The following is a 22,312-nucleotide window of genomic DNA, read 5'->3' as shown; positions in this document are numbered from 1 at the left end:
TTTAAAGTAAAGATGAAATTTAAATAAAATTCCTGTAAAATAAGAAATAGAACAATGGTTATGGTTCATTTAGAAAGAAAGGAAGAACTGCATTTGAATATGAATCATCTCATCGAAGAAGCAAAAAAAGCAAGAGAATATGCCTATGTTCCTTATTCCAAATTTAAAGTTGGTGCAGCATTATTAACGAAAGAAGGAAAAGTTTACCGCGGCTGCAACATTGAAAATGCTGCCTACAGCATGTGTAATTGTGCTGAGCGGACAGCTTTATTTAAAGCGTATTCTGAGGGAGATACAGAATTTACAGCCTTGGCAGTGGTAGCGGATTCACCGCGTCCAGTGCCGCCGTGTGGAGCATGCCGGCAAGTTATTTCAGAACTATGCTCACCGGATATGAAAGTGATTTTAACAAATCTAAAAGGAGATATAAAAGAATTAACAGTGAAAGAACTACTACCAGGAGCATTTTCAGCGGAGGATTTGCATGAGTAGAGAAGGTTATAAATCAGGGTTTGTTTCTATTATCGGAAGACCAAACGTAGGGAAATCGACGTTTTTAAACCGGGTAATTGGACAAAAAATCGCGATTATGAGCGATAAGCCGCAAACGACGCGCAATAAAATCCAAGGTGTCTACACAACAAATGATGCACAAATCATTTTTATTGATACACCTGGCATTCATAAGCCAAAGCATAAACTTGGCGATTTTATGATGAAGGTAGCGGAAAATGCCTTAAAGGAAGTCGATTTGATTTTATTTATGATTAACGCCGAAGAAGGATTTGGACGCGGTGATGCCTTCATTATCGAGCGGCTGAAAAAAATTAATACTCCTGTATTTTTAGTCATTAACAAAATTGATCAAGTACATCCCGATGATTTATTGCCGCTCATTGAACAATACAAATCTTTATATGAATTTGCAGAGATTGTGCCGATTTCCGCTCTGCAAGGGAATAACATCGAGACATTAATTGAACAAATAAAAAAATATTTGCCGGAAGGGCCGCAATATTATCCGGCAGACCAAGTAACGGACCACCCAGAGAGATTTATCATCGCCGAACTGATTCGCGAGAAAGCGCTGCATTTGACGCGTGAAGAAGTGCCGCATTCGATTGCGGTTGTCATTGATGCCATTGAACGACGCCAAGACAGCAGTACAGTTTATGTGAGCGCGACCATCATTGTTGAGCGTGACTCGCAAAAGGGAATTATCATTGGAAAACAAGGCCGGATGCTCAAGGAAATCGGTCAACGGGCACGAGTGGATATTGAAGCGTTGCTTGGCTCCAAAGTGTTTTTAGAACTGTGGGTAAAAGTGCAAAAAGATTGGCGTAACAAACTTTCACAGCTTCGTGATTTCGGATTCAGGGAAGATGAGTATTAATTAACAAATTTTATATAACATGATTTTGAAACGGCCAGGCTAACCTATAAATACTACTTTAGATTATATGCTATGCCTACGGCGGAAAGGTGTGGTTCGATGCTGGAATTTACTTGGAAACTTTTTAGCCAAACAGGCAATATAGACACATATCTCCTTTTTAAGGAGCTGGAAAGAGATAATCAAGATGCAGCCGAAGAGAAAGAACAGGAAATAGCTGAAATGGATTATCCGGTTTTTTAAGCTGTTTGAACCAGCTTGAGTGGTGATCATTTTGTTTGAAAAATGTGAAGGAATTGTCATTCGTACAACCGATTACGGTGAAACCAATAAAATTGTTACGTTGTTTACAAGAGAGTGGGGAAAGGTGGCTGCAATGGCGCGGGGAGCAAAAAAACCAAGCAGCCGCCTTTCTGCTGTTACGCAATTGTTTACATACGGCCATTTTTTAATTCAAAAGAGCCACGGTGTAGGCACTTTGCAGCAAGGGGAAGCCATTCAGACGATGAGGGGAATTCGCGAAGATATTTTTACGACAGCTTATGCCTCTTATATTGTTGAGTTAACTGACAAGGCGACAGAAGAGAAGCGTCCGAACCCTTATTTGTTTGAATTGCTTTTGCAAACATTACAGTATATGAACGAAGGATTGGATTTAGATATACTTATGTACATTTATGAAATGAAAATGTTAAATGTTTTAGGGTTATATCCGAAATTAGATGGCTGTGCGGTTTGCAGGCAAACAGAAGGAAAATTTGCGTTCTCTGTCAAGGAAGGGGGCTTTATCTGCCATCGCTGTTATGATAAAGACCCTTACTGTTTTCATGTTTCTCCTGGCGTGGTTAAGCTGTTAAGGTTGCTTTATTATGTTGATTTGTCGCGGTTAGGAAAAATCGCGGTGAAAGAAGAAACGAAAAAAGAGCTGCATCGAATCATTTCCGCCTATTATGAAGAATATTCAGGATTAGTTTTAAAAACAAAACGCTTTTTAAAGCAAATGGAGCAATTAAGGAAAGGTTTACAGTCTTAAAGAAGAGAAAATATAGATTGGATAAGAGGTTGCCCCATGTTTGGGACAGCCTTTTCCTTTTATATATTGTTTTGTCACATTTCTGCTTATGTAAAGAAGATAATTCAGTTATAATAATTTAATGAGTATAAAATCTATTTTATCTTTATTATAAGGTGGTGAGTTAAAATCGAACTCAATAAACGCCAAGAACAAATTTTGCAGATCGTAAAAGATCATGGGCCGATTACCGGGGAAAGTATCGCTGAAAAGCTAAATTTAACAAGAGCAACCCTTCGACCTGATCTTGCGATTTTAACAATGGCTGGCTATTTGGAAGCAAGACCAAGAGTCGGTTATTTTTATACAGGAAAAACAGGCTCACAATTGCTGGCAGATAAAATAAAAAAAATAAAAGTAGCGGATTATCAATCCATTCCTGTTGTCGTGAATGAAAATGTCAGTGTATATGACGCGATTGTGACGATGTTTTTAGAAGATGTCGGCACGTTGTTTGTTGTCGACGACGACTCATTATTAGTTGGCGTTCTCTCCCGTAAAGATTTATTGCGGGCAAGCATCGGAAAACAAGAGCTGCGTTCCATCCCTGTGAATATTATCATGACAAGGATGCCGAATATTACGATGTGCTATAAAGATGACTTATTAATTGAAGTTGCCGAGAGGTTAATTGAAAAGCAAATTGATGCGATGCCAGTAGTAAAAAAGACGGAAAAAGGATACGAAGTAGTCGGGAGAATTACAAAAACAAACATGACGAAGGCTTTCGTTGCTCTAGCGAAAGACGATTTAATTTAGAGGGGGATTGAGATGAGCCAACGATTCGTATATGTCGTGTCCGATTCTGGCGGTGAGACCGCTGAGCTAGTTGTGAAGGCGGCAGCAAGTCAATTTAACAGCCCTTCCATACAGCTGAAGCGAGTGCCTTATGTAGAAGATAAAACAACATTGGCGGAAGTAGTAGCGCTTGCTAAGATGAACAACGGGATTATCGCTTTCACATTGGTCGTGCCGGAAATGCGCCAGTTTTTAATGGAGGAAGCGGCACGTGAAGGAGTGGAAGTGTATGATATTATCGGACCGCTTATCGGAAAAATGGAAAACTTGTTCGGTTTAACGCCTCGGAATGAACCTGGTCCAGTAAGAGTGTTGGATGAAGATTATTTTAAAAAGATTGAGGCGATTGAATTTGCCGTAAAGTACGATGATGGACGTGATCCGCGGGGGATTTTGCGTGCTGATATTGTATTAATCGGTGTATCAAGAACATCAAAGACGCCATTATCACAATATTTAGCTCATAAACGATTTAAAGTCGCCAATGTGCCGATTGTTCCGGAAGTCGAACCACCTGAAGAACTGTTTAAAGTTGCGCCAACCAAATGTTTCGGATTAAAAATTAGTCCGGAAAAATTAAATCATATTCGCCGTGAAAGATTAAAAGCACTTGGTCTAGATGATAAAGCGATTTATGCTAATATTGATCGTATTAAAGAAGAACTCGATTATTTTGATCAAGTTGTTCAACAAATTGGCTGCGATGTTATTGATGTTACAAATAAAGCGGTGGAAGAAACAGCCAATGTCATTATGAACATCATCGCCAAAAAAGGACAACTGTAGAGGGCAGACCCAAAAGCAAAGTGCAGACCTCACAACACAGTATATAGTATATAGCATTCGCTAAACGTAACTATATATTGTAAAATGCAGGTGAGGTCAGACACTTATGGGTCAGCCCTTTTTATGTTGTTTCGAATTTTTTTATAGCGTATTATCAATATTTATATTATAATAAAAAATTGTGATAAAAATGTATGTAAATAGGTTTAGGGTTGACATAGAACGAGTAAACTATTTATAGTTACTTGTCAAGAGGTAGTGAATTGAAATATTCGACAAAAATCGTCTGTAAAACGATTCGAAAGTAGCAGGATTTTGCGGAGTCATGTAGAATAAAGAAACATACGAAAAGCAAAACCGACAATTGGGGAATCATTCGTACAAAGTTTAGAAAAAATTTGTCGAAACTCGCAGGAGATTTAGTATAGGTCTAGAATAATAAGATACGGAGCGGTTAATGATGGGTTACCGTATTCCTGAAGAGACGATTGAACAGATTCGGCGGTCTGTTGATATTGTTGACGTCATAAGTGACTATGTTCAACTAAAAAAGCAGGGTCGGAACTATTTTGGACTTTGTCCGTTTCATGGGGAAAAAACACCTTCTTTTTCCGTGTCACCAGACAAGCAAATTTTTCACTGTTTTGGCTGTGGAGCAGGCGGTAATGTCTTTTCTTTTCTTATGGACATAGAAGGGATTTCTTTTGTCGAAGCTGCGAAACGGTTGGCTTCAAAGGCAAATATCGAATTGCCTGATGTGCAAATCGCAAGCCGCGCAAACGCAAACCTAAAAGCAAATGAAGTTTCGAAAATGATGGAAGCTCATGAGCTTCTTAAGAAATTTTACCATCATTTGCTCTTAAACACAAAGGAAGGACAAGAAGCGCTTGATTATTTGCTGGCGCGAGGTTTCACGCGCGACATCATTGAACAGTTTGAAATTGGCTACTCTTTAAACTCATGGGATGCTGCGGCCAAGCTGTTAGCAGGCCATGGTTTTTCGCTTGATATGATGGAAAAAGCGGGGCTTGTCATTCGAAGAGAGGATGGCTCTTATTTTGACCGCTTCCGCAACCGAATTATGTTTCCCATTCATGACCATCAAGGCGCAACGATTGCGTTTTCTGGCAGAATTTTAGGTGAAGGCCAGCCTAAATATTTAAACAGTCCGGAAACAATGATTTTTAATAAAAGCAAAATCTTGTACAATTTCCACAATGCCCGTGTACATATTCGAAAAAATCAGCAGGCGATTTTGTTTGAAGGATTTGCCGATGTGATCGCGGCGGTTAAGGCCGGTTTACCGCAATCCGTCGCGACAATGGGAACGTCTCTAACAGAAGAACAGGCGCGAATTCTTCGAAGAAATGTGGAGTCGGTTATTATCTGTTATGATGCGGATATGGCCGGGATTGAGGCAGCGTTTCGTGCCTCTCAACTATTGACAGAGGCAGGATGTTATGTGAAAATCGCCACAATGCCGGACGGACTTGATCCTGATGAATATGTCAGCAAATTTGGACCTGAACGATTTAGAGCCGATGTCATTGACGCAAGCGTTTCTTTCATGTCATTTAAAATGACATATTTTAAAAAAGGGAAAAATTTACAAAACGAAAGTGATCAAATTCGTTACGTTGACGAAGTATTGCATGAACTTGCTAAGCTTTCTAATCCTGTTGAATTGGATTACTATTTGCGGCAACTGGCAAACGAATTCTCTCTTTCTTTAGAAGCATTGCGGCAACAGCTGCATCGCTACAGGCAGAGCAATCGAAAACATGAAAATTCCTCTTTTTATAAAGCCGCTGTAAGCAAACAGCCAACCGAGAAAAAGCTGCTTCCTGCCTTTCATAATGCAGAGCGCATGTTGATTGCACATATGTTGCGAAGCAGAGAGATTGCATTTGCGGTGCAGCAAGCTGTGCAGGGCAACTTTAATATTGAAGAGCATCGGGCAATTGTCACTTACTTGTATGCGTTTTATGAAGAGGGAAATGAGCCGGATGTAAGTGCCTTTATTCAACGTTTAAACGATGAACAGTTAAAGAAATTAGTGACTGAGTTATCGATGCTTCTCATTAATGAAAACATCTCTTCTCAAGAGTTAAATGACTATATAAAACATGTGTTGAATTATCCAAAATGGTTAAAGCTAAAGGAAAAAGAGATCGAGAAAAATGAAGCGGAACGACAAAAAGATTTTATTAAAGCTGCCCGAATTGCAAAAGAAATGATTGAAATGAAAAAGCTGCTGTTGTAAATACTCCTATTATTTGTTATTAAGTTTTGGAAGGAGGAGATGAAATGGCTGAGAAATCAGCTCGTTCAAAACAAACCGATTCAGATTTAACCCTAGAACAAGTAAAAGAACAATTGGTGGAACTTGGAAAAAAACGCGGTGTTCTTACGTATGAAGAGATTGCAGAGCGCATGTCTAACTTTGATCTTGATCCTGATCAAGTGGATGAATATTATGAATATTTAAGTGAACAAGGAATCGATATCGTTAGCGAATCGGATTTAGATGATGATCCGGATTTAGACATTCTTGACAAAGAAGAAGAGTTTGATTTAAATGATTTAACAGTACCGCCGGGAGTGAAAATTAATGATCCCGTTCGTATGTACTTAAAAGAAATTGGTCGTGTTCCACTTTTGTCAGCTGAAGAAGAAATCGAGCTTGCAAAACGAATCGAGCAAGGTGACGAAGAGGCGAAACGCCGCCTTGCAGAAGCGAACCTTCGTCTTGTCGTCAGCATCGCCAAGCGCTATGTAGGCCGCGGTATGCTGTTCCTTGATTTAATTCAGGAAGGAAACATGGGCTTATTAAAAGCTGTTGAAAAATTTGACTACCGCAAAGGATATAAATTCAGCACGTATGCAACTTGGTGGATTCGCCAGGCCATTACCCGCGCGATTGCCGATCAAGCCCGGACAATCCGCATTCCTGTTCATATGGTCGAGACGATTAATAAACTGATCAGAGTACAACGCCAGCTTCTTCAGGATCTTGGCCGCGAGCCATCTCCGGAAGAAATTGCTGAAGAGATGGATTTAACTCCGGAAAAAGTAAGAGAAATTTTAAAAATTGCTCAAGAGCCGGTTTCTTTGGAAACGCCAATCGGTGAAGAAGATGATTCACATTTAGGTGATTTTATTGAAGACCAAGAAGCAACTTCCCCTTCTGAACATGCTGCGTATGAACTGCTGAAAGAGCAGCTGGAAGATGTGCTGGATACACTTACAGATCGCGAAGAAAATGTTCTTCGTTTGCGTTTTGGTTTAGACGATGGCCGCACCCGCACTCTTGAAGAAGTCGGTAAAGTATTCGGCGTTACTCGTGAGCGCATTCGTCAAATCGAAGCAAAAGCGCTTCGGAAATTGCGCCATCCAAGCCGAAGCAAACGTTTAAAAGACTTTTTAGAATAAAGATTTATAAGGGGCTGTTTCACACAAGTGTCTGACCTCACTCGCAATTCATCATATATAGTTTAGTGTTTTTATGTAGTGTTATATACTATATATATGAGGGTTGTGGGGTCTGACACTTTCTTTTGAGTCAGCCTTTATTTTGTATATAGAAAGGATTAACGGTCAGATGAACGAAAAAAGAAGGGAGATTATTGTTAAGGAAATTCAATATTGGAAGCGCTCTCGACTTCTTCCAGAACAATATTGTGACTATTTGCTGGCTCTATATACTGAAGGCGCCGCTTATCAAGACGAACATCGTTCTTCTTCCAAGAATAACCGCTCTCATCTTTTTCGCTTATCTGTCATTAGCATGCTCTGTCTTTTAATGCCAATGACTATTCTTGTCATTTATTTTACTGAATTGTCATTTGTTTTGCAAACCGTCATTTTTCTTATTTTTTTGACCGTTTGTTTTTGCGGGATGTTTCTCTTTGCCCGCGAACGGAAACTCATCCATATTCCTCTCGTTAGCGGAGCTTTAATTTTGTTTCTTGCTTCCGTACAGCTTAGTGATTTTTATTTTTATAATGAAAAAGAAATTGCAGGGATTGTGATTTTTTGTAACTGCTTATTATGGATGTTTATCGGTATACGTTTAAAATTTCTTTATTTTACTGTATCTGGGATTGTCGGCGTCATTTTGTTATTGTTATCGTTTTTCTTATAATATGAATTTTGTCTAGTTTGTGAAAATATAAAACAGGGCTTTTCCTTCTCTATAATTTACAGTAAAATAAAATTGTTTGTATCGCTTATATTTTCGAATGAACTGTTGTACATAAAGGAGGTTAAACAATGAATCGCAATCCATTAATCCCGTTTGCTCTTATTATGTTGTTTGGTCTTGTACTTGTTTTTGGGCTATCTTGGAAAGGGTTAGGCGATATGAAAGAAGTCGCAAAAGAAAAAGAAGGCGGTGCGAAAACGGAAGAAACTGCAGCGGCAAAGCCGGAAGATATTTATCAGCAAAGCTGTGTAGGCTGTCACGGAGCAAACTATGAAGGCGGCGTTGGACCGGCATTAAAAGGTGTCGGCGACAAACTTTCTGTTGATGAAATTAAAAACGTTTTACAAAACGGCCGCGGCAGCATGCCACCTGGATTAGTGCCTGCTGACAAAGCGGAAGAAATGGCAAAATGGCTTTCTGAATTAAAGTAATGAAAAAGTCTCTTCACTTCGGTGAAGGGATTTTTTGTTTTATTTATAAATTCCCTCTCCTAATTTGTAAGAACAGGATCGTTCCATGTATGATAATATAATGAAGAGAAAAATATGCAGGATTGTGGTGAAGAGATGAACGAGTTAAAATTATCGAAACGCCTTGAAACAGTAGTAAGTTTTATTCCGAAACAATCAAAGCTGGCTGACATCGGTTCGGACCATGCTTATTTACCATGTTATGCTTATTTGAACGGTTATATTACAATGGCCGTTGCCGGTGAGATTACCGATGGTCCGCTTCGTTCTGCGAGAGAGCAAGTAAAGAAGACAGGGCTCGAGCATGTCATTTCAGTGCGTAAAGGTGATGGGCTGGAAGTGATTCAGCCAAATGAAGTAGATTGCATTACCATCGCCGGAATGGGAGGAACATTAATAAAAAATATTTTAGACAAAGGAAAAGAAAAACTTGTTGGGGTAAAACGCCTCATTTTACAACCGAATGTTGGAGCGCATGTCGTTCGTCAATGGTTAATCGATCACGATTGGGAACTGATTGCTGAACGAATTCTTGAAGAAGATGGGAAAATTTATGAAGTGTTAGTAGCGGAAAAGGGCGATGGAAAGAAGCCTTATGTTCATTTAGAAGCAGAAGTGCTGTTAGGTCCGTTTTTACTGAAAGAACAAAATGAAGCGTTTCGAAAAAAATGGCGCCAAGAAATCGCTCAATGGAGAAAAATTGTTCATGAACTGAGCAAAAAAGCGACAACGGACGAAGCTCTTGCAAAAAGGAAAGAGCTGGAACGAAAAATCCAATTAGTAGAGGGGATATTAGAATGAGTAAAATACCAAATGGCTATGAAGTGATTCAACTTTTTGAGCAATTTGCACCAAAGCATTTAGCGATGGAAGGCGATAAAATCGGCTTGCAAGTCGGCACGCTCAACAAACCGGTTCAAACGGTGATGATTGCTCTTGATGTACTTGAAGAAGTAGTGGATGAAGCGATTGAAAAAAACGTCGACTTAATTATTGCTCATCACCCATCGATTTTTCGCCCATTAAAACACATTATTACAGACGAAGCACAAGGGCGTATATTAGAAAAATGTATAAAACACGATATTGCCATCTATGCGGCACATACGAATTTAGATATTGCCAATGGCGGCGTCAATGATTGGCTGGCAGAAGCGCTCGAGCTGGAAAATGTAGAAGTTCTTGTTCCTACATATGAAGACAAACTAAAAAAATTAGTTGTTTATGTACCGGAAACTCATGCCGCGGCGGTACGTGAAGCGTTAGGGAACGCCGGCGCGGGTCACATCGGCAATTATAGCCATTGCACCTTCAACAGCAGAGGGATTGGCACCTTTTTACCTCAAGATGGAGCGAATCCGTTTATTGGTGAAGCAGGAAAGCTTGAACAAGTCGAAGAAGTGCGCATTGAAACGATTTTTCCGGCTTCGTTACAGAAAAAAGTAATTCATTCTATGTTAAAAGCACATCCGTACGAAGAGGTAGCGTATGATGTGTATCCGATTGAGAACAAAGGAAAAGTGTTCGGTTTAGGACGAATTGGACGTTTAAAAGAGGAAATGACATTGGAGCAGTTTGCTGAGCATGTAAAGAAAGCGTTCAAAGTAAAAACTGTTCGCGTTGTCGGCAACTTGAACGATATCGTCAAAAAAGTGGCGGTCATCGGTGGAGATGGGAATAAATACATTTCCCACGCAAAGTTTAGCGGTGCTGACGTATATGTAACAGGGGATTTGTATTATCATGTTGCCCATGATGCAATGATGATGGGGCTTAATGTCGTTGACCCTGGACATAATGTCGAGAAAGTCATGAAACAAGGTGTAGCCCGCTATTTGCATGAACAATTTGCCAAGCAAAAATTTAATACAAAAGTTTATGTATCTGAAGTAAATACCGACCCATTTACGTTTGTATAACGATAAAAGAGGCTGACCATAAGTGTCTGACTGCACACACAATCCATCATATATAGTGTTTTTATCCATGGTTATATCCTATACATGATGGTTGCGGTTTCTGACACTTTGCTTTTAGGTCAGCTTCTTTGTTATGATGGTGTCTTTTGCATTATTGTTGTTTCTTGCTTTTCACTTTCGGTAAAATCTTATTTAACGGAACTTTTCGCTCACGTTTCCATGTTTCAGGGTTATTTGGATCAAATTGTTCAAGAAAATCGATGACTTCTTTTGTAATCGGTGTCGGGGTTGAAGCTCCGGCAGTAACGGCCACTTTTTTTGCATCTTTAATCCAGTCAATTTTAATTTCTGTTACATCAGCGACACGATAGGCTTTTGTTCCTGCGATTTCTTCCGATACTTGTGCAAGGCGGTTAGAGTTGTTGCTTTTTGGATCGCCGACGACAATTGTAACGTCCGCTTCTTTTGCTTGTTCCGCAACCGCTTCCTGCCGTACTTGAGTGGCTAGGCAAATTTCTTTATGCATCTCGACATGTGGATATTTTTCTTTTACTTTTTCCATAATATGAGCAACGTCCCATTGACTCATCGTTGTTTGGTTGGTGACAATAATTTTATCGCTTTGAATACGGAGTTGTTCTACTTCTTCAATTGTTTCCACAAGATGGACTTTTTCCGGGGCAACGCCGACAGCTCCCTCAGGCTCAGGGTGTCCTTTTTTACCGATATAAATCACTTCGTAACCATCGGCAACCTTTTCACGTATCAGTTCATGAGTCTTTGTTACATCCGGGCAAGTAGCATCGATAATGGCAAGTCCTTTTTCCCGTGCTCGTTTTCTTACTTCAGGAGATACGCCATGCGCTGTAAAAATAACGGTTCCTTTATCAATTTGTTCAAGGATTTCTAAACGGTTTGGACCGTCAAGCGTAATGATTCCTTCTTCAGAAAATGCATCTGTTACGTGTTTATTATGAACGATCATCCCTAAAATGTAGATCGGTCTTGGCAGTGTAGGGTCAAGTGCTGCGTTGCGGGCAATGACCATCGCATCGACAACGCCGTAACAATAGCCTCTTGGCGTAATTTTAATCACTTCCATAAACGAGGTTCCTCCTCCGATAAGTACTCTTATAACTCCTTTATTATAATATAAAAGAAGGAGGAATAATACAAAGAAAGACTAAATATACAGCTTCGGTTTTGAAACGCCTTTTAGTTCTTTTATTGATTCAGACTGGTTCTTTTTATTGGATGTTGCCGGGACGTCACGTTCTTTTTTTGTTTCTGTTTTGGCTTCCTGTTTTGTATCTGAACTTGTTTCATCAGCAGGCTCTAATTCTCTAAATAGCTTAATCATAGACGGAATGTTTTTTACGAGCGGTCCGTATTGCTGTACCATTGGAGTGACTTGTTGAACGACTCCGAGCGCTTTTTGGATATTTCCTAACATACCGCTAATACCGCCACTGCTGTTCATCATATTGGCTGCGTTTGGCATTGTCGGCATCGCCATTCCGAAATTGCCAGGTAAAGGGGCTTGACCTCTTGAGAATAATCGCGCTAAAAATCCACCAAGTCCAGGCCGTGGCGCAAACGGCTGCATGTTATAAAACGGCATGTTCATAAATCCTGGAGAACGCATCGGTCCGACCATAGGATATCTTCCATACATCATCTATTCCCTCCTTTCTCGCCAACAGCTAGAAATCATGTTTCTTCTTACATACTTTATGCGAAAAGGGAAAAAAGTGTTTTTCGGACAAATATAACGCTACTGTTGGAGTTTTCGTAAGAAATCATATATAATGATAAATCGGGTTATTTAGCGGTGTGAGTTTACTTTGAAAGGAGTATAGACAATGGAGCAGACGTTATTTGAGCGGTTTAACTTGAAGCCTTTCATTATAGAAGCGGTGAAGTATTTGCAATTTTATAAACCGACAGAAATTCAGGAGAGAATCATTCCAAGCATTATTCGCGGAGAAAGCGTGATTGGCCAATCACAGACAGGAACAGGAAAAACGCATGCTTACTTATTGCCGATTATCGAGCGCATTGATCCGAAACTTGATGAAGTGCAGGCGGTCATTACTGCACCGACACGCGAATTAGCTACACAAATTTATCATGAAATATTAAAAATTACTAAATTTTGTTCAGAGGAAGAACAAATTACAGCGCGTTGCTTTGTCGGCGGTACTGACAAATTAAGAACAATTGAAAAGTTAAAAGTACAACCGCATATTGCTGTCGGCACTCCAGGGCGAATCAATGATTTAGCGAAAGAACAGGCGCTCAATGTGCATACAGCTAAAACGCTTGTCATTGATGAAGCCGATTTAATGCTTGATATGGGGTTTATTTATGATGTCGATCAAATTGCCGCGAGAATGCCAAAAGAGCTGCAAATGTTAGTGTTTTCAGCGACGATTCCGGAAAAACTGAAGCCGTTTTTGCGAAAATACATGGAGAACCCAAAATATATTCACGTCGCTCCAAAACAAGTAGCGGCCGAGAAAATTGAACATGTTCTTGTTCCGCTTCGCCATCGTGATAAAGTAAAGCTGCTTCATGACATGCTTCTTTTATACAATCCGTATTTGGCGATTGTCTTTACGAATACGAAAAAAATGGCCGATGAGGTAGCAGAGGCTTTAAGCGAAAAAGGATTAAAAGTAGGAATTTTGCACGGTGATTTAACGCCGAGAGAACGAAAAAAAATGATAAAGCAAATTCGCGATCTAGAGTTTCAATATATTGTCGCAACAGACTTAGCAGCAAGAGGCATTGATATTGAAGGGGTCAGCCATGTGATTAACTATGAATTGCCTCGCGATTTAGAATTTTATGTGCATCGTGTCGGCCGGACAGCAAGGGCAGGTTATTCCGGTATAGCGGCAACGATTTACGAACCTTCTGACCAAGATGCGCTAACAAAGCTTGAAAAAATGGGAATCGAATTTGTTCATCGCGATATTGTGCGGGATGAATGGGTGGACTTGCCGGAATGGAACAAGCGAAGCAAACGGAAAAAAGAAGACAATGAAATTGAGCAAATCATTAAAAAGACGGTTAAAAAGTCAAAGAAAGTGAAACCTGGATATAAGAAAAAACTGAAAGAAGAGATAGAAAAACAGAAAAAGCGTTTGCTTCGTTTAAAGAGGAAATAAAAAGGGAGAGTTTTGAGGATGTTGAAAATTGGTTCACATGTATCGATGAGCGGAAAAAAGATGCTGTTGGCTGCGAGTGAGGAAGCCGTTTCGTACGGTGCCAATACATTTATGATTTATACAGGTGCTCCGCAAAACACAAGACGAAAAAAAATTGAAGAATTGAATATTGAAGCAGGTCTTCGTCATATGAAAGAAAACAACATCGAGGAAATTGTCGTCCATGCTCCGTATATTATCAATATTGGAAATACCGTAAATGCTGATACGTTTGAGCTTGGCGTCAATTTTTTACGTTCGGAAATTGAACGAACAGAGGCCATTGGTGCGAAACAAATTGTTCTCCATCCAGGGGCGCATGTGGGGGCGGGAATAGAGGAAGGAATTAAAAAAATTATTGAAGGACTAAATGAAGTATTAACGCGTGAACAAAACGTGCAAATTGCCTTAGAGACAATGGCGGGAAAAGGTTCAGAGTGCGGAAGCCGGTTTGAGGAGCTGGCACAAATTATCGATGGGGTTACTTATAATGAAAAGCTGTCCGTTTGCTTTGACACGTGTCATACTCATGATGCCGGATATAATATCGTTGAAGATTTCGATGGTGTATTAAACGAATTTGACAAAATCATCGGGTTAGATCGTTTAAAAGTACTTCACATTAATGACAGCAAAAATCCGCGCGGAAGCCGAAAAGACCGTCACGAAAATATCGGCTTCGGTTATATCGGCTTTCAAGCGCTCAATTACATCGTCCATCATCCGCAGCTGGAGGATGTTCCAAAAATTTTAGAGACTCCTTATGTGGGCGAAGATAAAAAGAAGCAAAAGCCGCCATATAAATTTGAAATTGCCATGTTACGTCAGCAAACTTTTGATCCAGAACTCCTCACAAAAATTGTACAGTCATAAAAAAATGGCGATCTCATGATGGGATCGCTCATTTTTACGTTATTTGTTCTTTATAAATTTCAAAAAGAGTTCATTTGCCTGTTTGGCTGTTTGCGGAGAAGTGATTTTGGCTAATTCTTTCACCCACTTCATGCGTTCTTGCGGGTCAAATACGTTAATTTTATTGTGTCGTGCAATATAAATAATTTTTTTTGCTTCTTCGATTGTCAGCGTAATTCCGTAATCTTGACTATATGAAACAAGTTCCTCAGGGGTAATGGTTTTGATTTTTTGATTAATGATTTTTTGATAAATGTTCATTGTCTTTTCCTCCTCGTTCCTATCGTATGAAAAGGAAGGGGGGAAGGTGTTATAATAAATCTAGAAAAATTTGCTGAATAAGAACCCGATCTTCAAGATGACATTTCAAAGCTCGTGAAAGTACTGTTTTCTCGATGCTGCGCCCGATTCGCTTTAAGTCTTCCGGGTGATGTTTATGATCGACCCTTGCTACATCTTGCTCAATAAGAGGAAAATAGGAGGGGGTTTTGCCGCATTGACAATATAAAAAGAAAGTGCGGGACCATTTATTATATCGCTTGACAATGATTTTGTTAGGAGTGTCCTTAGCGTTGTTTTCCATTGAACCGTTTTAAGCAAAATTCAAGTCAGCGATTCATTAGGCTTAGTTTACAAAGTCATGAACTTCGTATATACTACTTTAATGATTAAATCGTAATCATTCTTAATTTTTTGAATACTAGGTGGTTATTATGATGAATGAGCAGGAAAAAGTATTGAAAATAGAAAATTTATCTTTCCGTTACGAAAAGGAAAACGTCCTTGAAGACATTAATCTTTCTGTACCAAAAGGAGCATTTTTAGGATTGGTCGGTCCCAATGGTTCCGGAAAATCAACGTTATTAAAATGCATTTTAGGCTTATTAAAGCCGCAATCAGGAAAGATTTATTTATTCGGTACGCCGGTTTCTCAATTTAAAGATTGGCATCGAATCGGCTTTGTTTCGCAAAAGGCAAACAGCTTTAATACAGGGTTCCCGGCAACCGTTTATGAAGTTGTTGCGAGCGGCTTAACGTCTAAAATTGGACTGTTTCGTTTTTTGTCGAAAAAGGACAAGCAGGCAGTGATCGATGCGATTGAAGCGGTCGGAATGCAGCCGTTTATCAATCGCAACATTGGTGAGCTTTCCGGCGGTCAGCAGCAGCGCGTATTTATTGCGAGAGCGATCGTCAGTCAGCCGGATCTGCTCATTTTAGATGAGCCGACTGTCGGGGTGGATGTGCATCATGTGCAAAATTTTTATAATATGCTTGATGAGTTGAACCGTCATTTAGGCATTACGCTTATATTGGTGACACATGATATCGGCACGATTACGGAAAAAGTGACTCATGTTGCCTGCCTAAATAAACATTTGCATTTTCACGGAAAAGCTCAAGAGTTTGCACAATTAGACAGCAAAGAATTATCACAATTTTACGGTCATCATCTTCATGTGCTTTCTCATAACCATTAATGGAGGAATAGACAAAATGGTTGAAGCGATATTTCAGTACGAGTTTTTGCAAAACGCTTTTTTTACAGGCGTTTTAATTGGCATTGTAGCTCCTTTATTAGGCGTTTTTATCGTTGTGCGCCGCCTGTCTTTAATTGCTGATGCCCTTAGTCACGTGACATTGGCGGGAATTGCCGCAAGCTTGTTATTAGAAAAGAAATTGCTTGGCTCTTTTCTATTCAATCCTCTTTATATGGGAATGGCATTTTCGGTTGCCGGATCACTATTTATTGAAAAATTACGCTCCGTGTATAAACATTATCAGGAGCTTGCCATTCCCATTATTTTATCGAGCGGAATTGGCTTAAGCGTGATTTTCATTTCCATGGCAGATGGTTTTAATACGGATTTATTTTCTTATTTATTTGGAAGCGTAAGCGCGGTAAGCCGCTCTGATTTATGGACAGTGCTGTTTATTACGTTGGGTGTTATTGTGACGATTTGTTTATTGTACAAAGAATTATTCCTTTTATCTTTTGATGAGGAGCATGCGGTTGCATCGGGAATTAAGACAAAGACGGTTCATTTCGTTTTTATTGTATTAGTGGCGCTAGTCATTGCTGCTTCCATGAGAATTGTCGGGATTTTGCTTGTATCTTCATTAATGACGCTGCCTGTGGCGGCAAGTATCCGCATTGCCAGGGGATTTAAGCAAACGATTGTTTTTTCTATTTTGTTTGGCGAATTGGCGGTTATTCTCGGATTAATTTTTGCTTACTATCTTGATTTAGCGCCGGGCGGAACAATTGTCATGCTTGCTGTCCTTATTTTGCTTCTTGTTATTTTATTGAAAAAATGGAGAAGGGGCTAGAAAGTATGAATGTAACAGAAGCGATTCAATTAATGAAGAAAAAAGGGTTTAAGCATACAGGTAAACGCGAGGACATGTTGCAATTGTTTGCAACGACAAATAAATATTTAACGGCAAAAGATGTTTTAGATGCTTTAAAAGAGCGTTATCCGGGTTTAAGTTTTGATACGATTTACCGCAACTTGTCTTTGTTTGTGGAACTGGGCATTTTTGAAATGACTGAATTATCCGGGGAGAAACATTTCCGTTTTAAATGTGACACTCATCATCATCACCATCATTTTATTTGCATGGAGTGCGGCAAAACGAAAGAGATTACTACTTGTCCGATGAAAGAATTATCAGAGGATTTGCGTGGATATGAAGTTTCTAATCATAAATTTGAAATATATGGGAAATGTCCGGAATGTATTCAACATAGCTTATAATTTATAAAGGTCTGACTTCCTCCAACTTTTTATACGGTATCGAGGAAGCAGACCTTTTTTACATGTTCCTTATTTGAAAATGGCATCGATATGCTCTTTTGCTTCGAGCCAGCTATTGACGCGAATCACTTGCTTTGGAAGCGGTCCTTGATTGTATGGTGTATTAAATAAAATAACGGGAATATTACATTGTTCACCAATATCGCACGCATTATCATATTTGTCCTCGAAAAAGGCAGCAATATTGTATTTTTTGACCGCTTCAATTTTGTCATGAGAGCCGACTAATTCAATGTGATGATAATGAACATTATTTTCTTTAAACCATTCTTCTGTTATATCATATAAATGTTTTCCGCGTGCGCTTATGTAGAAAAGCTCAAATCGATGCTTCCAATCATTGATGACATCTAACGCATGCTCAGCTAATGGAGCTTGACGGTAAATAATCGGTTCATACTTATCCATCCATTCATTAAGTTCTTCTTCGGTTGTCTCGAGTATTGGAACCAAATCGTATTGCGTAATATCGTCAAGTGTCAGTTGTTTATTAAATGACTGGTTTAAGTAAGGAATAAATGTAGCCGGACATGTTACCGTACCATCTATGTCAATTCCTAATCTTTTCATTTTAAAGCTGCACTCCTTTAAGATGTGTTTCTTATCCTATTGTAACATATGAGATATGTTTTTTCCCTTGTTATGAAAACATTAACAGCGATATTTTACAATCGAACAACCATACTAATAAATGCTCCTCACTTAAAGAAAGCGAGGGAAAAAGCATGGCAGATGATCGTAAACAAACGTATAACGGAACTAAAGGACAATCGATGATGCAGCCGAACAGCGAGCCGGATTTTATGGAGGAAACGTCGGCGGAAGTGGCTGAGCCAATCCGCACGATCCATCGCGAAGAAAATAAGGAAGACGACAGAAACGCTGAAGAAGCGAATGGAAAAGGGATTGGCTGGTTAGCTCTTGTCTTCTCCATTATTTCCTTATTTATAATGCCGGTCATTCTTGGAGCGGCCGGGATTATTTTAGGATTCATTGCCCGCAGACGCGGTGCCGAGACATTGGGAGCATGGGCAATCGGCATCGGTATCGTTTCCATCATCATCGCAATGTTCGTCCTGCCGTTTTATCGTTAAGGGGTCTTCCCCAAATGCGTTAAAGCGATAAAGAAAAAGCTTGGCGCGTTAAGCGTCAAGCTTTTTGTGATTGTTTTTCTTTTTGTTTTGCGAAGTATTCTTCGGCTAGCTTATCCACTTCTTTTTTCAGTTCTTCCACCATTGTTTCTTCAGGAACTTTGCGAACGATTTTTCCGTGGCGGAACAACAACCCTTCACCGCGCGCTCCGGCAATTCCGATGTCTGCTTCGCGAGCCTCTCCTGGACCGTTTACGGCGCAGCCAAGAACTGCCACTTTGATAGGAGCTTTAATTTTGGCGATATATTCTTCAATTTCATTGGCAATGCTAATTAAGTCGATTTCGATACGTCCGCAAGTCGGGCAGGAAATTAATGTTGCAGCATTGGCGGCTAATCCAAATGCTTTTAGCAATTCCCTAGCTACTTTCACTTCTTCAACAGGATCAGCGCTTAAAGAGACGCGAATCGTATTACCGATCCCTTTGCTTAAAATCGCTCCGAGCCCGGCAGCACTTTTAACCGTTCCGGCAAATAACGTTCCGGACTCTGTAATGCCGAGGTGAAGAGGATAGTCAAACGTTCTTGCCGCTTTCTCGTATGCTTCAATTGCTAAACGTACATCAGATGCTTTTAACGAAACAATAATATCGTGAAAGTCTAATTCTTCCAAAATTCGAATATGGTGCAATGCACTTTCAACCATGCCATCCGCTGTTGGATAGCCGTATTTTTCTAAAATCCGCTTTTCTAACGAACCGGCGTTAACACCAATGCGAATCGGTACTCCACGTTCTTTCGCTGCTTTGACAACTGCTTCTACTTTCTCGCGGCGCCCAATATTTCCCGGATTAATTCGAATTTTGTCAGCTCCGCCTTCAATGGCCTTTAAGGCAAGCTTATAATCGAAGTGTATATCAACGACAAGCGGAATATTAATTCGTTTTTTAATTTCAGGAATGGCATTTGCTGCCCGCTCATCAGGGCATGCAACGCGAACAATTTGACATCCCGCTTCTTCTAAACGCTTTATTTCTGCGACTGTCGCTTCGACATCGTGCGTTTTCGTCGTTGTCATACTTTGAATAATAACTTCGTTGCTCCCGCCAATTGTTAAATTTCCGACGCGAACGGGACGGGTTTTTGAACGATGGATAATTTCACTCACGTGTGATTCGCTCCTTTGAAAACTAGTTGATGGATTGCAGCTGCTTTATCATACCACAGCAATAATCTCAAGGGAACCATGATCAAGTTTGTACTTTCTTCTGAACTATTGTAACAATGATAATGATGAATTGACAAGAAATTCACGATATTCTTATTCGTTGTAAACAGGAAACTTATATGTTTTTCCAATCTGCAATGATTCCGCTTTTACACCGGGATTAAGGGATTCAAAATCTTTTATTAATTGTTCAATGGAAACGGGAAGAGGTCCGCTCCTTTCTTTTTCGATAATCGATAAAAGCGTATCTCCTGCTTTTACTTTCATCATTTTATAATTTAATGCTTCCTTATCCTCTGCTTTCACCGCTTGAACGTGAGATGTTGTTGCTGTTGTCGCAGCCGGTAATGTTCCGTTTGTAACATCGTGATAAACAATATATATGACAAAACATAAAACGAGCAAGCCTGTCAGTTTTTTCATCGACTATTCCCCCAAAATCCTTCTTACTTTCATTTATTTATGCTTGTCCTGGAAAAATATGTTCGTTTTTTGTTGGGTTAAAATTAATATTTACTTAATATTTCATTAACATGTTTTCAGTATAATTCTTTTAAATGTTATCAAGGGGAGCTTGGATTGGGGGAAAATAAGAAAATGGACACAACAAAAAAACAAAGACCTCTCTTAACATTCAGCTTTCGTCAGAAAACGCAACACCGCTCCATAAAGAAACACAAGCAAATTCAAAAATGGCTGTTAAAGGTTAGCTTGCAAAACCGTTTACTTATTTTATTTTTAAGTCTTCTTATTACTTCCATCGGCATTGTAGGATATGTTTCTTATCAAAAAGCGAAAAACACGACGATGAAAATCATTGAAAACCGGTTAGATCGGGAAGTAAATACGATGTATGAAATTGCACAAAATTTAATGTACATATATGTTGGAAAAGAAGATCAGTTTTTACATAAGCTCAACGGCAGCATTCGAAAACAGCAAGCAGAATTGATTCAAGATGGATTAAGCGCAGATTTTTTTCTTATCAAGAAAAATGAGGTAAAACCATTTAAAGTCAGCGAACGCTCAAGTATTCGTTTTCCGACGGAGTTAATAAATAAAATGAATAAAGAGAAGCAAGGAGTATCTCACTATACGATGAAAGGCACGGACTATACTCTTGCGTACAAGGAAATCCAAGAGTTAAAAGGCTTATACGTGTTAGTCGTGCCGACAGATTCATACATCGGTACAGTCAAACAACTGAAGCAGCTTACCTTCATCACGGTTGTTATTAGTGCAGCCTTATCGTCGCTGATGATTATTACACTAGTGAGAAGTTTAACAAGTCCACTGACGATTTTACGCGATGTGATGAAAAAAGTAGAACAAGGCGATTTACGCGCAAATATTGATATTGTTGCAACAACTCCGGAAATCCAATCATTGATTGACGGCTTTAATCAAATGTTAACAAACATGAAAAAAATGATTGCGGAAATTAATGCGACAACTGTCCAGTTATCGCGAACCGGCGAAGAATTGAAGATTTCATCTGAAAGCGTGTTGCAATGCAGCAATGAATTGGTGAATGCCATCCATATCGTGAGAAGCGGTGCAGAAGAAACGGCAACAACTTCAGATTTCAGCATTCATACATTCGAACGAATGAAACAGCAGATTACAACAACGCTTGACAACATGGCTGTTATTTCAGAAAGTTCCCGTGATATGAACCTTTCTGCAGCCGATGGAGAGAAAAATATTACAGAAATGATTGATGCGATTGTTTTATTAGAGAATGAGTTTGGCCGGATGTCAGAAACGATCAATGGAGTAAAAGAGCATTCCAATTCGATTACAAAAGTCGTTGATTTGATTAGACAAATCGCCGAACAAACGAAATTGTTGGCGCTCAATGCAGCAATTGAAGCGGCGAGAGCAGGAGAAGCAGGAAAAGGATTTGCTGTTGTGGCGACGGAGGTAAGAAAATTAGCAGAGCAATCAGCAAAAGCAACCGAAGAAATTACACAAACGATTGTATCAATGGAAAATGCTGCGGTAAAAGCAGCGAATGAGTTTTCAACGATGTCAAACAATATTACTTCTTACTTATCGAAAGCTAACAGTGCAAAGCAGTCATTGGATACATTAATGAAACAAATTGCGCGAGTCAGTAAGAATTTAGCTCATATGAAAAGTGATTTGGAACAGCTTAGCGAAACCCTTCCTGTTATGGAAAAATCAACACTTGAATTTGTTTCCGTTTCCCAGCAAACTTTAGCAAGCACCGAACAAATGCTGAGTTCATCAGAAGAACAAGCCAGTCAAATGAAGGATATGTATCAAATCGGTTTAAAGCTGACGGATTTATCAAAATCACTCGAAAAGTTGACGAAAAATTTTCAGGTGGGATGAAGAAAAAGAGGGGGCTGAACATATCAACCCCCGCCATCCAATATAAATGAACG

The 22,312-nt window shown here is 39.5% G+C and carries 25 protein-coding genes; 19 read left to right on the top strand and 6 right to left on the bottom strand.

Going from position 1 to position 22,312, the window contains the following annotated elements; translation table 11 throughout:
• Positions 1 to 54: 54 nt before the first annotated feature.
• The 12 genes from B0I26_RS04500 (at position 55) to B0I26_RS04445 (ending at position 10,642) form a co-directional block, all read left to right on the top strand.
• On the top strand, positions 55 to 492 hold the full coding sequence (locus B0I26_RS04500) for a cytidine deaminase (protein WP_281268678.1): 438 nt from the start codon (positions 55 to 57) through the stop codon (positions 490 to 492).
• Positions 485 to 1,393, top strand: coding sequence for a GTPase Era (gene era, locus B0I26_RS04495; protein ID WP_111644267.1), 909 nt, complete (start codon positions 485 to 487; stop codon positions 1,391 to 1,393). The genes B0I26_RS04500 and era overlap by 8 nt, the downstream gene beginning before the upstream one ends.
• Before the next feature lie 99 nt (positions 1,394 to 1,492).
• Positions 1,493 to 1,636: a YqzL family protein gene (locus B0I26_RS04490; protein ID WP_111644266.1), complete on the top strand. Its 144-nt coding sequence runs from the start codon at positions 1,493 to 1,495 to the stop codon at positions 1,634 to 1,636.
• A 31-nt stretch (positions 1,637 to 1,667) separates the two neighbouring features.
• Entirely contained in the window at positions 1,668 to 2,426 is a 759-nt protein-coding gene (recO, locus tag B0I26_RS04485; RefSeq protein ID WP_111644265.1) for a DNA repair protein RecO, read from the top strand.
• A 168-nt stretch (positions 2,427 to 2,594) separates the two neighbouring features.
• Positions 2,595 to 3,224: a helix-turn-helix transcriptional regulator gene (locus B0I26_RS04480; protein WP_281268681.1), complete on the top strand. Its 630-nt coding sequence runs from the start codon at positions 2,595 to 2,597 to the stop codon at positions 3,222 to 3,224.
• Between the two features lie 12 nt (positions 3,225 to 3,236).
• Positions 3,237 to 4,049 (top strand): pyruvate, water dikinase regulatory protein, encoded by an 813-nt coding sequence (locus tag B0I26_RS04475; RefSeq protein ID WP_111644263.1) that lies wholly within the window; start codon positions 3,237 to 3,239, stop codon positions 4,047 to 4,049.
• Positions 4,050 to 4,509: 460 nt separating this feature from the next.
• Positions 4,510 to 6,312 (top strand): DNA primase, encoded by a 1,803-nt coding sequence (dnaG, locus tag B0I26_RS04470; RefSeq protein ID WP_111644262.1) that lies wholly within the window; start codon positions 4,510 to 4,512, stop codon positions 6,310 to 6,312.
• Between the two features lie 44 nt (positions 6,313 to 6,356).
• Positions 6,357 to 7,481, top strand: coding sequence for an RNA polymerase sigma factor RpoD (gene rpoD / locus B0I26_RS04465; protein WP_111644261.1), 1,125 nt, complete (start codon positions 6,357 to 6,359; stop codon positions 7,479 to 7,481).
• Between the two features lie 169 nt (positions 7,482 to 7,650).
• Complete coding sequence (locus tag B0I26_RS04460; protein WP_111644260.1) at positions 7,651 to 8,193, top strand: hypothetical protein; 543 nt, start codon at positions 7,651 to 7,653, stop codon at positions 8,191 to 8,193.
• A gap of 128 nt (positions 8,194 to 8,321) precedes the next feature.
• Complete coding sequence (gene cccA / locus B0I26_RS04455; protein ID WP_111644259.1) at positions 8,322 to 8,684, top strand: cytochrome c550; 363 nt, start codon at positions 8,322 to 8,324, stop codon at positions 8,682 to 8,684.
• Between the two features lie 135 nt (positions 8,685 to 8,819).
• The gene (locus B0I26_RS04450) at positions 8,820 to 9,524 is read left to right on the top strand and encodes a tRNA (adenine(22)-N(1))-methyltransferase (protein ID WP_111644330.1); all 705 of its coding nucleotides are present in this window, start codon (positions 8,820 to 8,822) and stop codon (positions 9,522 to 9,524) included.
• Entirely contained in the window at positions 9,521 to 10,642 is a 1,122-nt protein-coding gene (locus tag B0I26_RS04445) for a Nif3-like dinuclear metal center hexameric protein (RefSeq protein WP_111644258.1), read from the top strand. Before B0I26_RS04450 ends, B0I26_RS04445 begins: the two co-directional genes overlap by 4 nt.
• Before the next feature lie 151 nt (positions 10,643 to 10,793).
• Here the strand turns inward: B0I26_RS04445 and B0I26_RS04440 are convergent, their stop codons facing one another.
• The gene (locus tag B0I26_RS04440; RefSeq protein WP_111644257.1) at positions 10,794 to 11,744 is read right to left on the bottom strand and encodes a 4-hydroxy-3-methylbut-2-enyl diphosphate reductase; all 951 of its coding nucleotides are present in this window, start codon (positions 11,742 to 11,744) and stop codon (positions 10,794 to 10,796) included.
• An 81-nt stretch (positions 11,745 to 11,825) separates the two neighbouring features.
• Positions 11,826 to 12,320: a VrrA/YqfQ family protein gene (gene vrrA, locus B0I26_RS04435; RefSeq protein ID WP_111644256.1), complete on the bottom strand. Its 495-nt coding sequence runs from the start codon at positions 12,318 to 12,320 to the stop codon at positions 11,826 to 11,828.
• 184 nt (positions 12,321 to 12,504) lie between these two features.
• Between vrrA and B0I26_RS04430 the strand changes: the two genes are divergently transcribed.
• Both B0I26_RS04430 and B0I26_RS04425 read left to right on the top strand, forming a co-directional pair.
• The gene (locus B0I26_RS04430; RefSeq protein WP_111644255.1) at positions 12,505 to 13,815 is read left to right on the top strand and encodes a DEAD/DEAH box helicase; all 1,311 of its coding nucleotides are present in this window, start codon (positions 12,505 to 12,507) and stop codon (positions 13,813 to 13,815) included.
• Between the two features lie 18 nt (positions 13,816 to 13,833).
• Positions 13,834 to 14,727, top strand: a complete 894-nt coding sequence (locus B0I26_RS04425; protein WP_111644254.1) for a deoxyribonuclease IV — start codon at positions 13,834 to 13,836, stop codon at positions 14,725 to 14,727.
• Between the two features lie 39 nt (positions 14,728 to 14,766).
• On the opposite strand, the gene B0I26_RS04420 is transcribed toward B0I26_RS04425, so the two are convergent.
• Positions 14,767 to 15,027: a DUF2624 domain-containing protein gene (locus B0I26_RS04420; protein WP_111644253.1), complete on the bottom strand. Its 261-nt coding sequence runs from the start codon at positions 15,025 to 15,027 to the stop codon at positions 14,767 to 14,769.
• Between the two features lie 455 nt (positions 15,028 to 15,482).
• On the opposite strand from B0I26_RS04420, the gene B0I26_RS04410 reads away from it, so the two are divergent.
• From B0I26_RS04410 to B0I26_RS04400, 3 genes are read left to right on the top strand one after another with little or no spacing between them, the layout of a single operon-like run.
• The gene (locus tag B0I26_RS04410; protein WP_111644251.1) at positions 15,483 to 16,244 is read left to right on the top strand and encodes a metal ABC transporter ATP-binding protein; all 762 of its coding nucleotides are present in this window, start codon (positions 15,483 to 15,485) and stop codon (positions 16,242 to 16,244) included.
• A 16-nt stretch (positions 16,245 to 16,260) separates the two neighbouring features.
• Positions 16,261 to 17,094 (top strand): metal ABC transporter permease, encoded by an 834-nt coding sequence (locus B0I26_RS04405; RefSeq protein ID WP_111644250.1) that lies wholly within the window; start codon positions 16,261 to 16,263, stop codon positions 17,092 to 17,094.
• A 5-nt stretch (positions 17,095 to 17,099) separates the two neighbouring features.
• A complete protein-coding gene (locus B0I26_RS04400) occupies positions 17,100 to 17,522 on the top strand; it encodes a Fur family transcriptional regulator (protein WP_111644249.1) in 423 nt (140 codons plus the stop codon).
• A gap of 69 nt (positions 17,523 to 17,591) precedes the next feature.
• Here B0I26_RS04400 and B0I26_RS04395 read toward each other — a convergent pair whose 3' ends face one another.
• A complete protein-coding gene (locus tag B0I26_RS04395; protein ID WP_111644248.1) occupies positions 17,592 to 18,152 on the bottom strand; it encodes a hypothetical protein in 561 nt (186 codons plus the stop codon).
• 155 nt (positions 18,153 to 18,307) lie between these two features.
• On the opposite strand from B0I26_RS04395, the gene B0I26_RS04390 reads away from it, so the two are divergent.
• Positions 18,308 to 18,676, top strand: coding sequence for a DUF4190 domain-containing protein (locus B0I26_RS04390; RefSeq protein WP_111644247.1), 369 nt, complete (start codon positions 18,308 to 18,310; stop codon positions 18,674 to 18,676).
• Positions 18,677 to 18,731: 55 nt separating this feature from the next.
• Here the strand turns inward: B0I26_RS04390 and ispG are convergent, their stop codons facing one another.
• Together ispG and B0I26_RS04380 are read right to left on the bottom strand one after the other, a co-directional pair.
• Complete coding sequence (gene ispG / locus B0I26_RS04385) at positions 18,732 to 19,841, bottom strand: flavodoxin-dependent (E)-4-hydroxy-3-methylbut-2-enyl-diphosphate synthase (protein ID WP_111644246.1); 1,110 nt, start codon at positions 19,839 to 19,841, stop codon at positions 18,732 to 18,734.
• Between the two features lie 153 nt (positions 19,842 to 19,994).
• Positions 19,995 to 20,324 (bottom strand): LysM peptidoglycan-binding domain-containing protein, encoded by a 330-nt coding sequence (locus B0I26_RS04380; protein ID WP_111644245.1) that lies wholly within the window; start codon positions 20,322 to 20,324, stop codon positions 19,995 to 19,997.
• Between the two features lie 174 nt (positions 20,325 to 20,498).
• Here B0I26_RS04380 and B0I26_RS04375 point away from each other — a divergent pair, with 174 nt between their 5' ends.
• Positions 20,499 to 22,259, top strand: a complete 1,761-nt coding sequence (locus B0I26_RS04375; protein WP_111644329.1) for a methyl-accepting chemotaxis protein — start codon at positions 20,499 to 20,501, stop codon at positions 22,257 to 22,259.
• The last annotated feature ends 53 nt before the right edge of the window (positions 22,260 to 22,312 follow it).

Source organism: Paranoxybacillus vitaminiphilus, from assembly GCF_003259935.1.
In the GTDB taxonomy this organism is placed as follows: Bacteria; Bacillota; Bacilli; order Bacillales; family Anoxybacillaceae; genus Paranoxybacillus; species Paranoxybacillus vitaminiphilus.
Note: the sequence above shows the minus strand (reverse complement) of the source record. Positions and strands in the feature narration are given on the sequence as shown.

Coding starts and splice junctions, on each gene's coding strand:
- B0I26_RS04500 (WP_281268678.1), top strand. CDS start 55: ATGGTTATGGTTCATTTAGAAAGAAAGGAAGAACTGCATTTGAATATG.
- era (WP_111644267.1), top strand. CDS start 485: ATGAGTAGAGAAGGTTATAAATCAGGGTTTGTTTCTATTATCGGAAGA.
- B0I26_RS04490 (WP_111644266.1), top strand. CDS start 1,493: ATGCTGGAATTTACTTGGAAACTTTTTAGCCAAACAGGCAATATAGAC.
- B0I26_RS04475 (WP_111644263.1), top strand. CDS start 3,237: ATGAGCCAACGATTCGTATATGTCGTGTCCGATTCTGGCGGTGAGACC.
- dnaG (WP_111644262.1), top strand. CDS start 4,510: ATGGGTTACCGTATTCCTGAAGAGACGATTGAACAGATTCGGCGGTCT.
- rpoD (WP_111644261.1), top strand. CDS start 6,357: ATGGCTGAGAAATCAGCTCGTTCAAAACAAACCGATTCAGATTTAACC.
- B0I26_RS04460 (WP_111644260.1), top strand. CDS start 7,651: ATGAACGAAAAAAGAAGGGAGATTATTGTTAAGGAAATTCAATATTGG.
- cccA (WP_111644259.1), top strand. CDS start 8,322: ATGAATCGCAATCCATTAATCCCGTTTGCTCTTATTATGTTGTTTGGT.
- B0I26_RS04450 (WP_111644330.1), top strand. CDS start 8,820: ATGAACGAGTTAAAATTATCGAAACGCCTTGAAACAGTAGTAAGTTTT.
- B0I26_RS04445 (WP_111644258.1), top strand. CDS start 9,521: ATGAGTAAAATACCAAATGGCTATGAAGTGATTCAACTTTTTGAGCAA.
- B0I26_RS04440 (WP_111644257.1), bottom strand. CDS start 11,744: ATGGAAGTGATTAAAATTACGCCAAGAGGCTATTGTTACGGCGTTGTC.
- vrrA (WP_111644256.1), bottom strand. CDS start 12,320: ATGATGTATGGAAGATATCCTATGGTCGGACCGATGCGTTCTCCAGGA.
- B0I26_RS04430 (WP_111644255.1), top strand. CDS start 12,505: ATGGAGCAGACGTTATTTGAGCGGTTTAACTTGAAGCCTTTCATTATA.
- B0I26_RS04425 (WP_111644254.1), top strand. CDS start 13,834: ATGTTGAAAATTGGTTCACATGTATCGATGAGCGGAAAAAAGATGCTG.
- B0I26_RS04420 (WP_111644253.1), bottom strand. CDS start 15,027: ATGAACATTTATCAAAAAATCATTAATCAAAAAATCAAAACCATTACC.
- B0I26_RS04410 (WP_111644251.1), top strand. CDS start 15,483: ATGAATGAGCAGGAAAAAGTATTGAAAATAGAAAATTTATCTTTCCGT.
- B0I26_RS04405 (WP_111644250.1), top strand. CDS start 16,261: ATGGTTGAAGCGATATTTCAGTACGAGTTTTTGCAAAACGCTTTTTTT.
- B0I26_RS04400 (WP_111644249.1), top strand. CDS start 17,100: ATGAATGTAACAGAAGCGATTCAATTAATGAAGAAAAAAGGGTTTAAG.
- B0I26_RS04395 (WP_111644248.1), bottom strand. CDS start 18,152: ATGAAAAGATTAGGAATTGACATAGATGGTACGGTAACATGTCCGGCT.
- B0I26_RS04390 (WP_111644247.1), top strand. CDS start 18,308: ATGGCAGATGATCGTAAACAAACGTATAACGGAACTAAAGGACAATCG.
- B0I26_RS04380 (WP_111644245.1), bottom strand. CDS start 20,324: ATGAAAAAACTGACAGGCTTGCTCGTTTTATGTTTTGTCATATATATT.
- B0I26_RS04375 (WP_111644329.1), top strand. CDS start 20,499: ATGGACACAACAAAAAAACAAAGACCTCTCTTAACATTCAGCTTTCGT.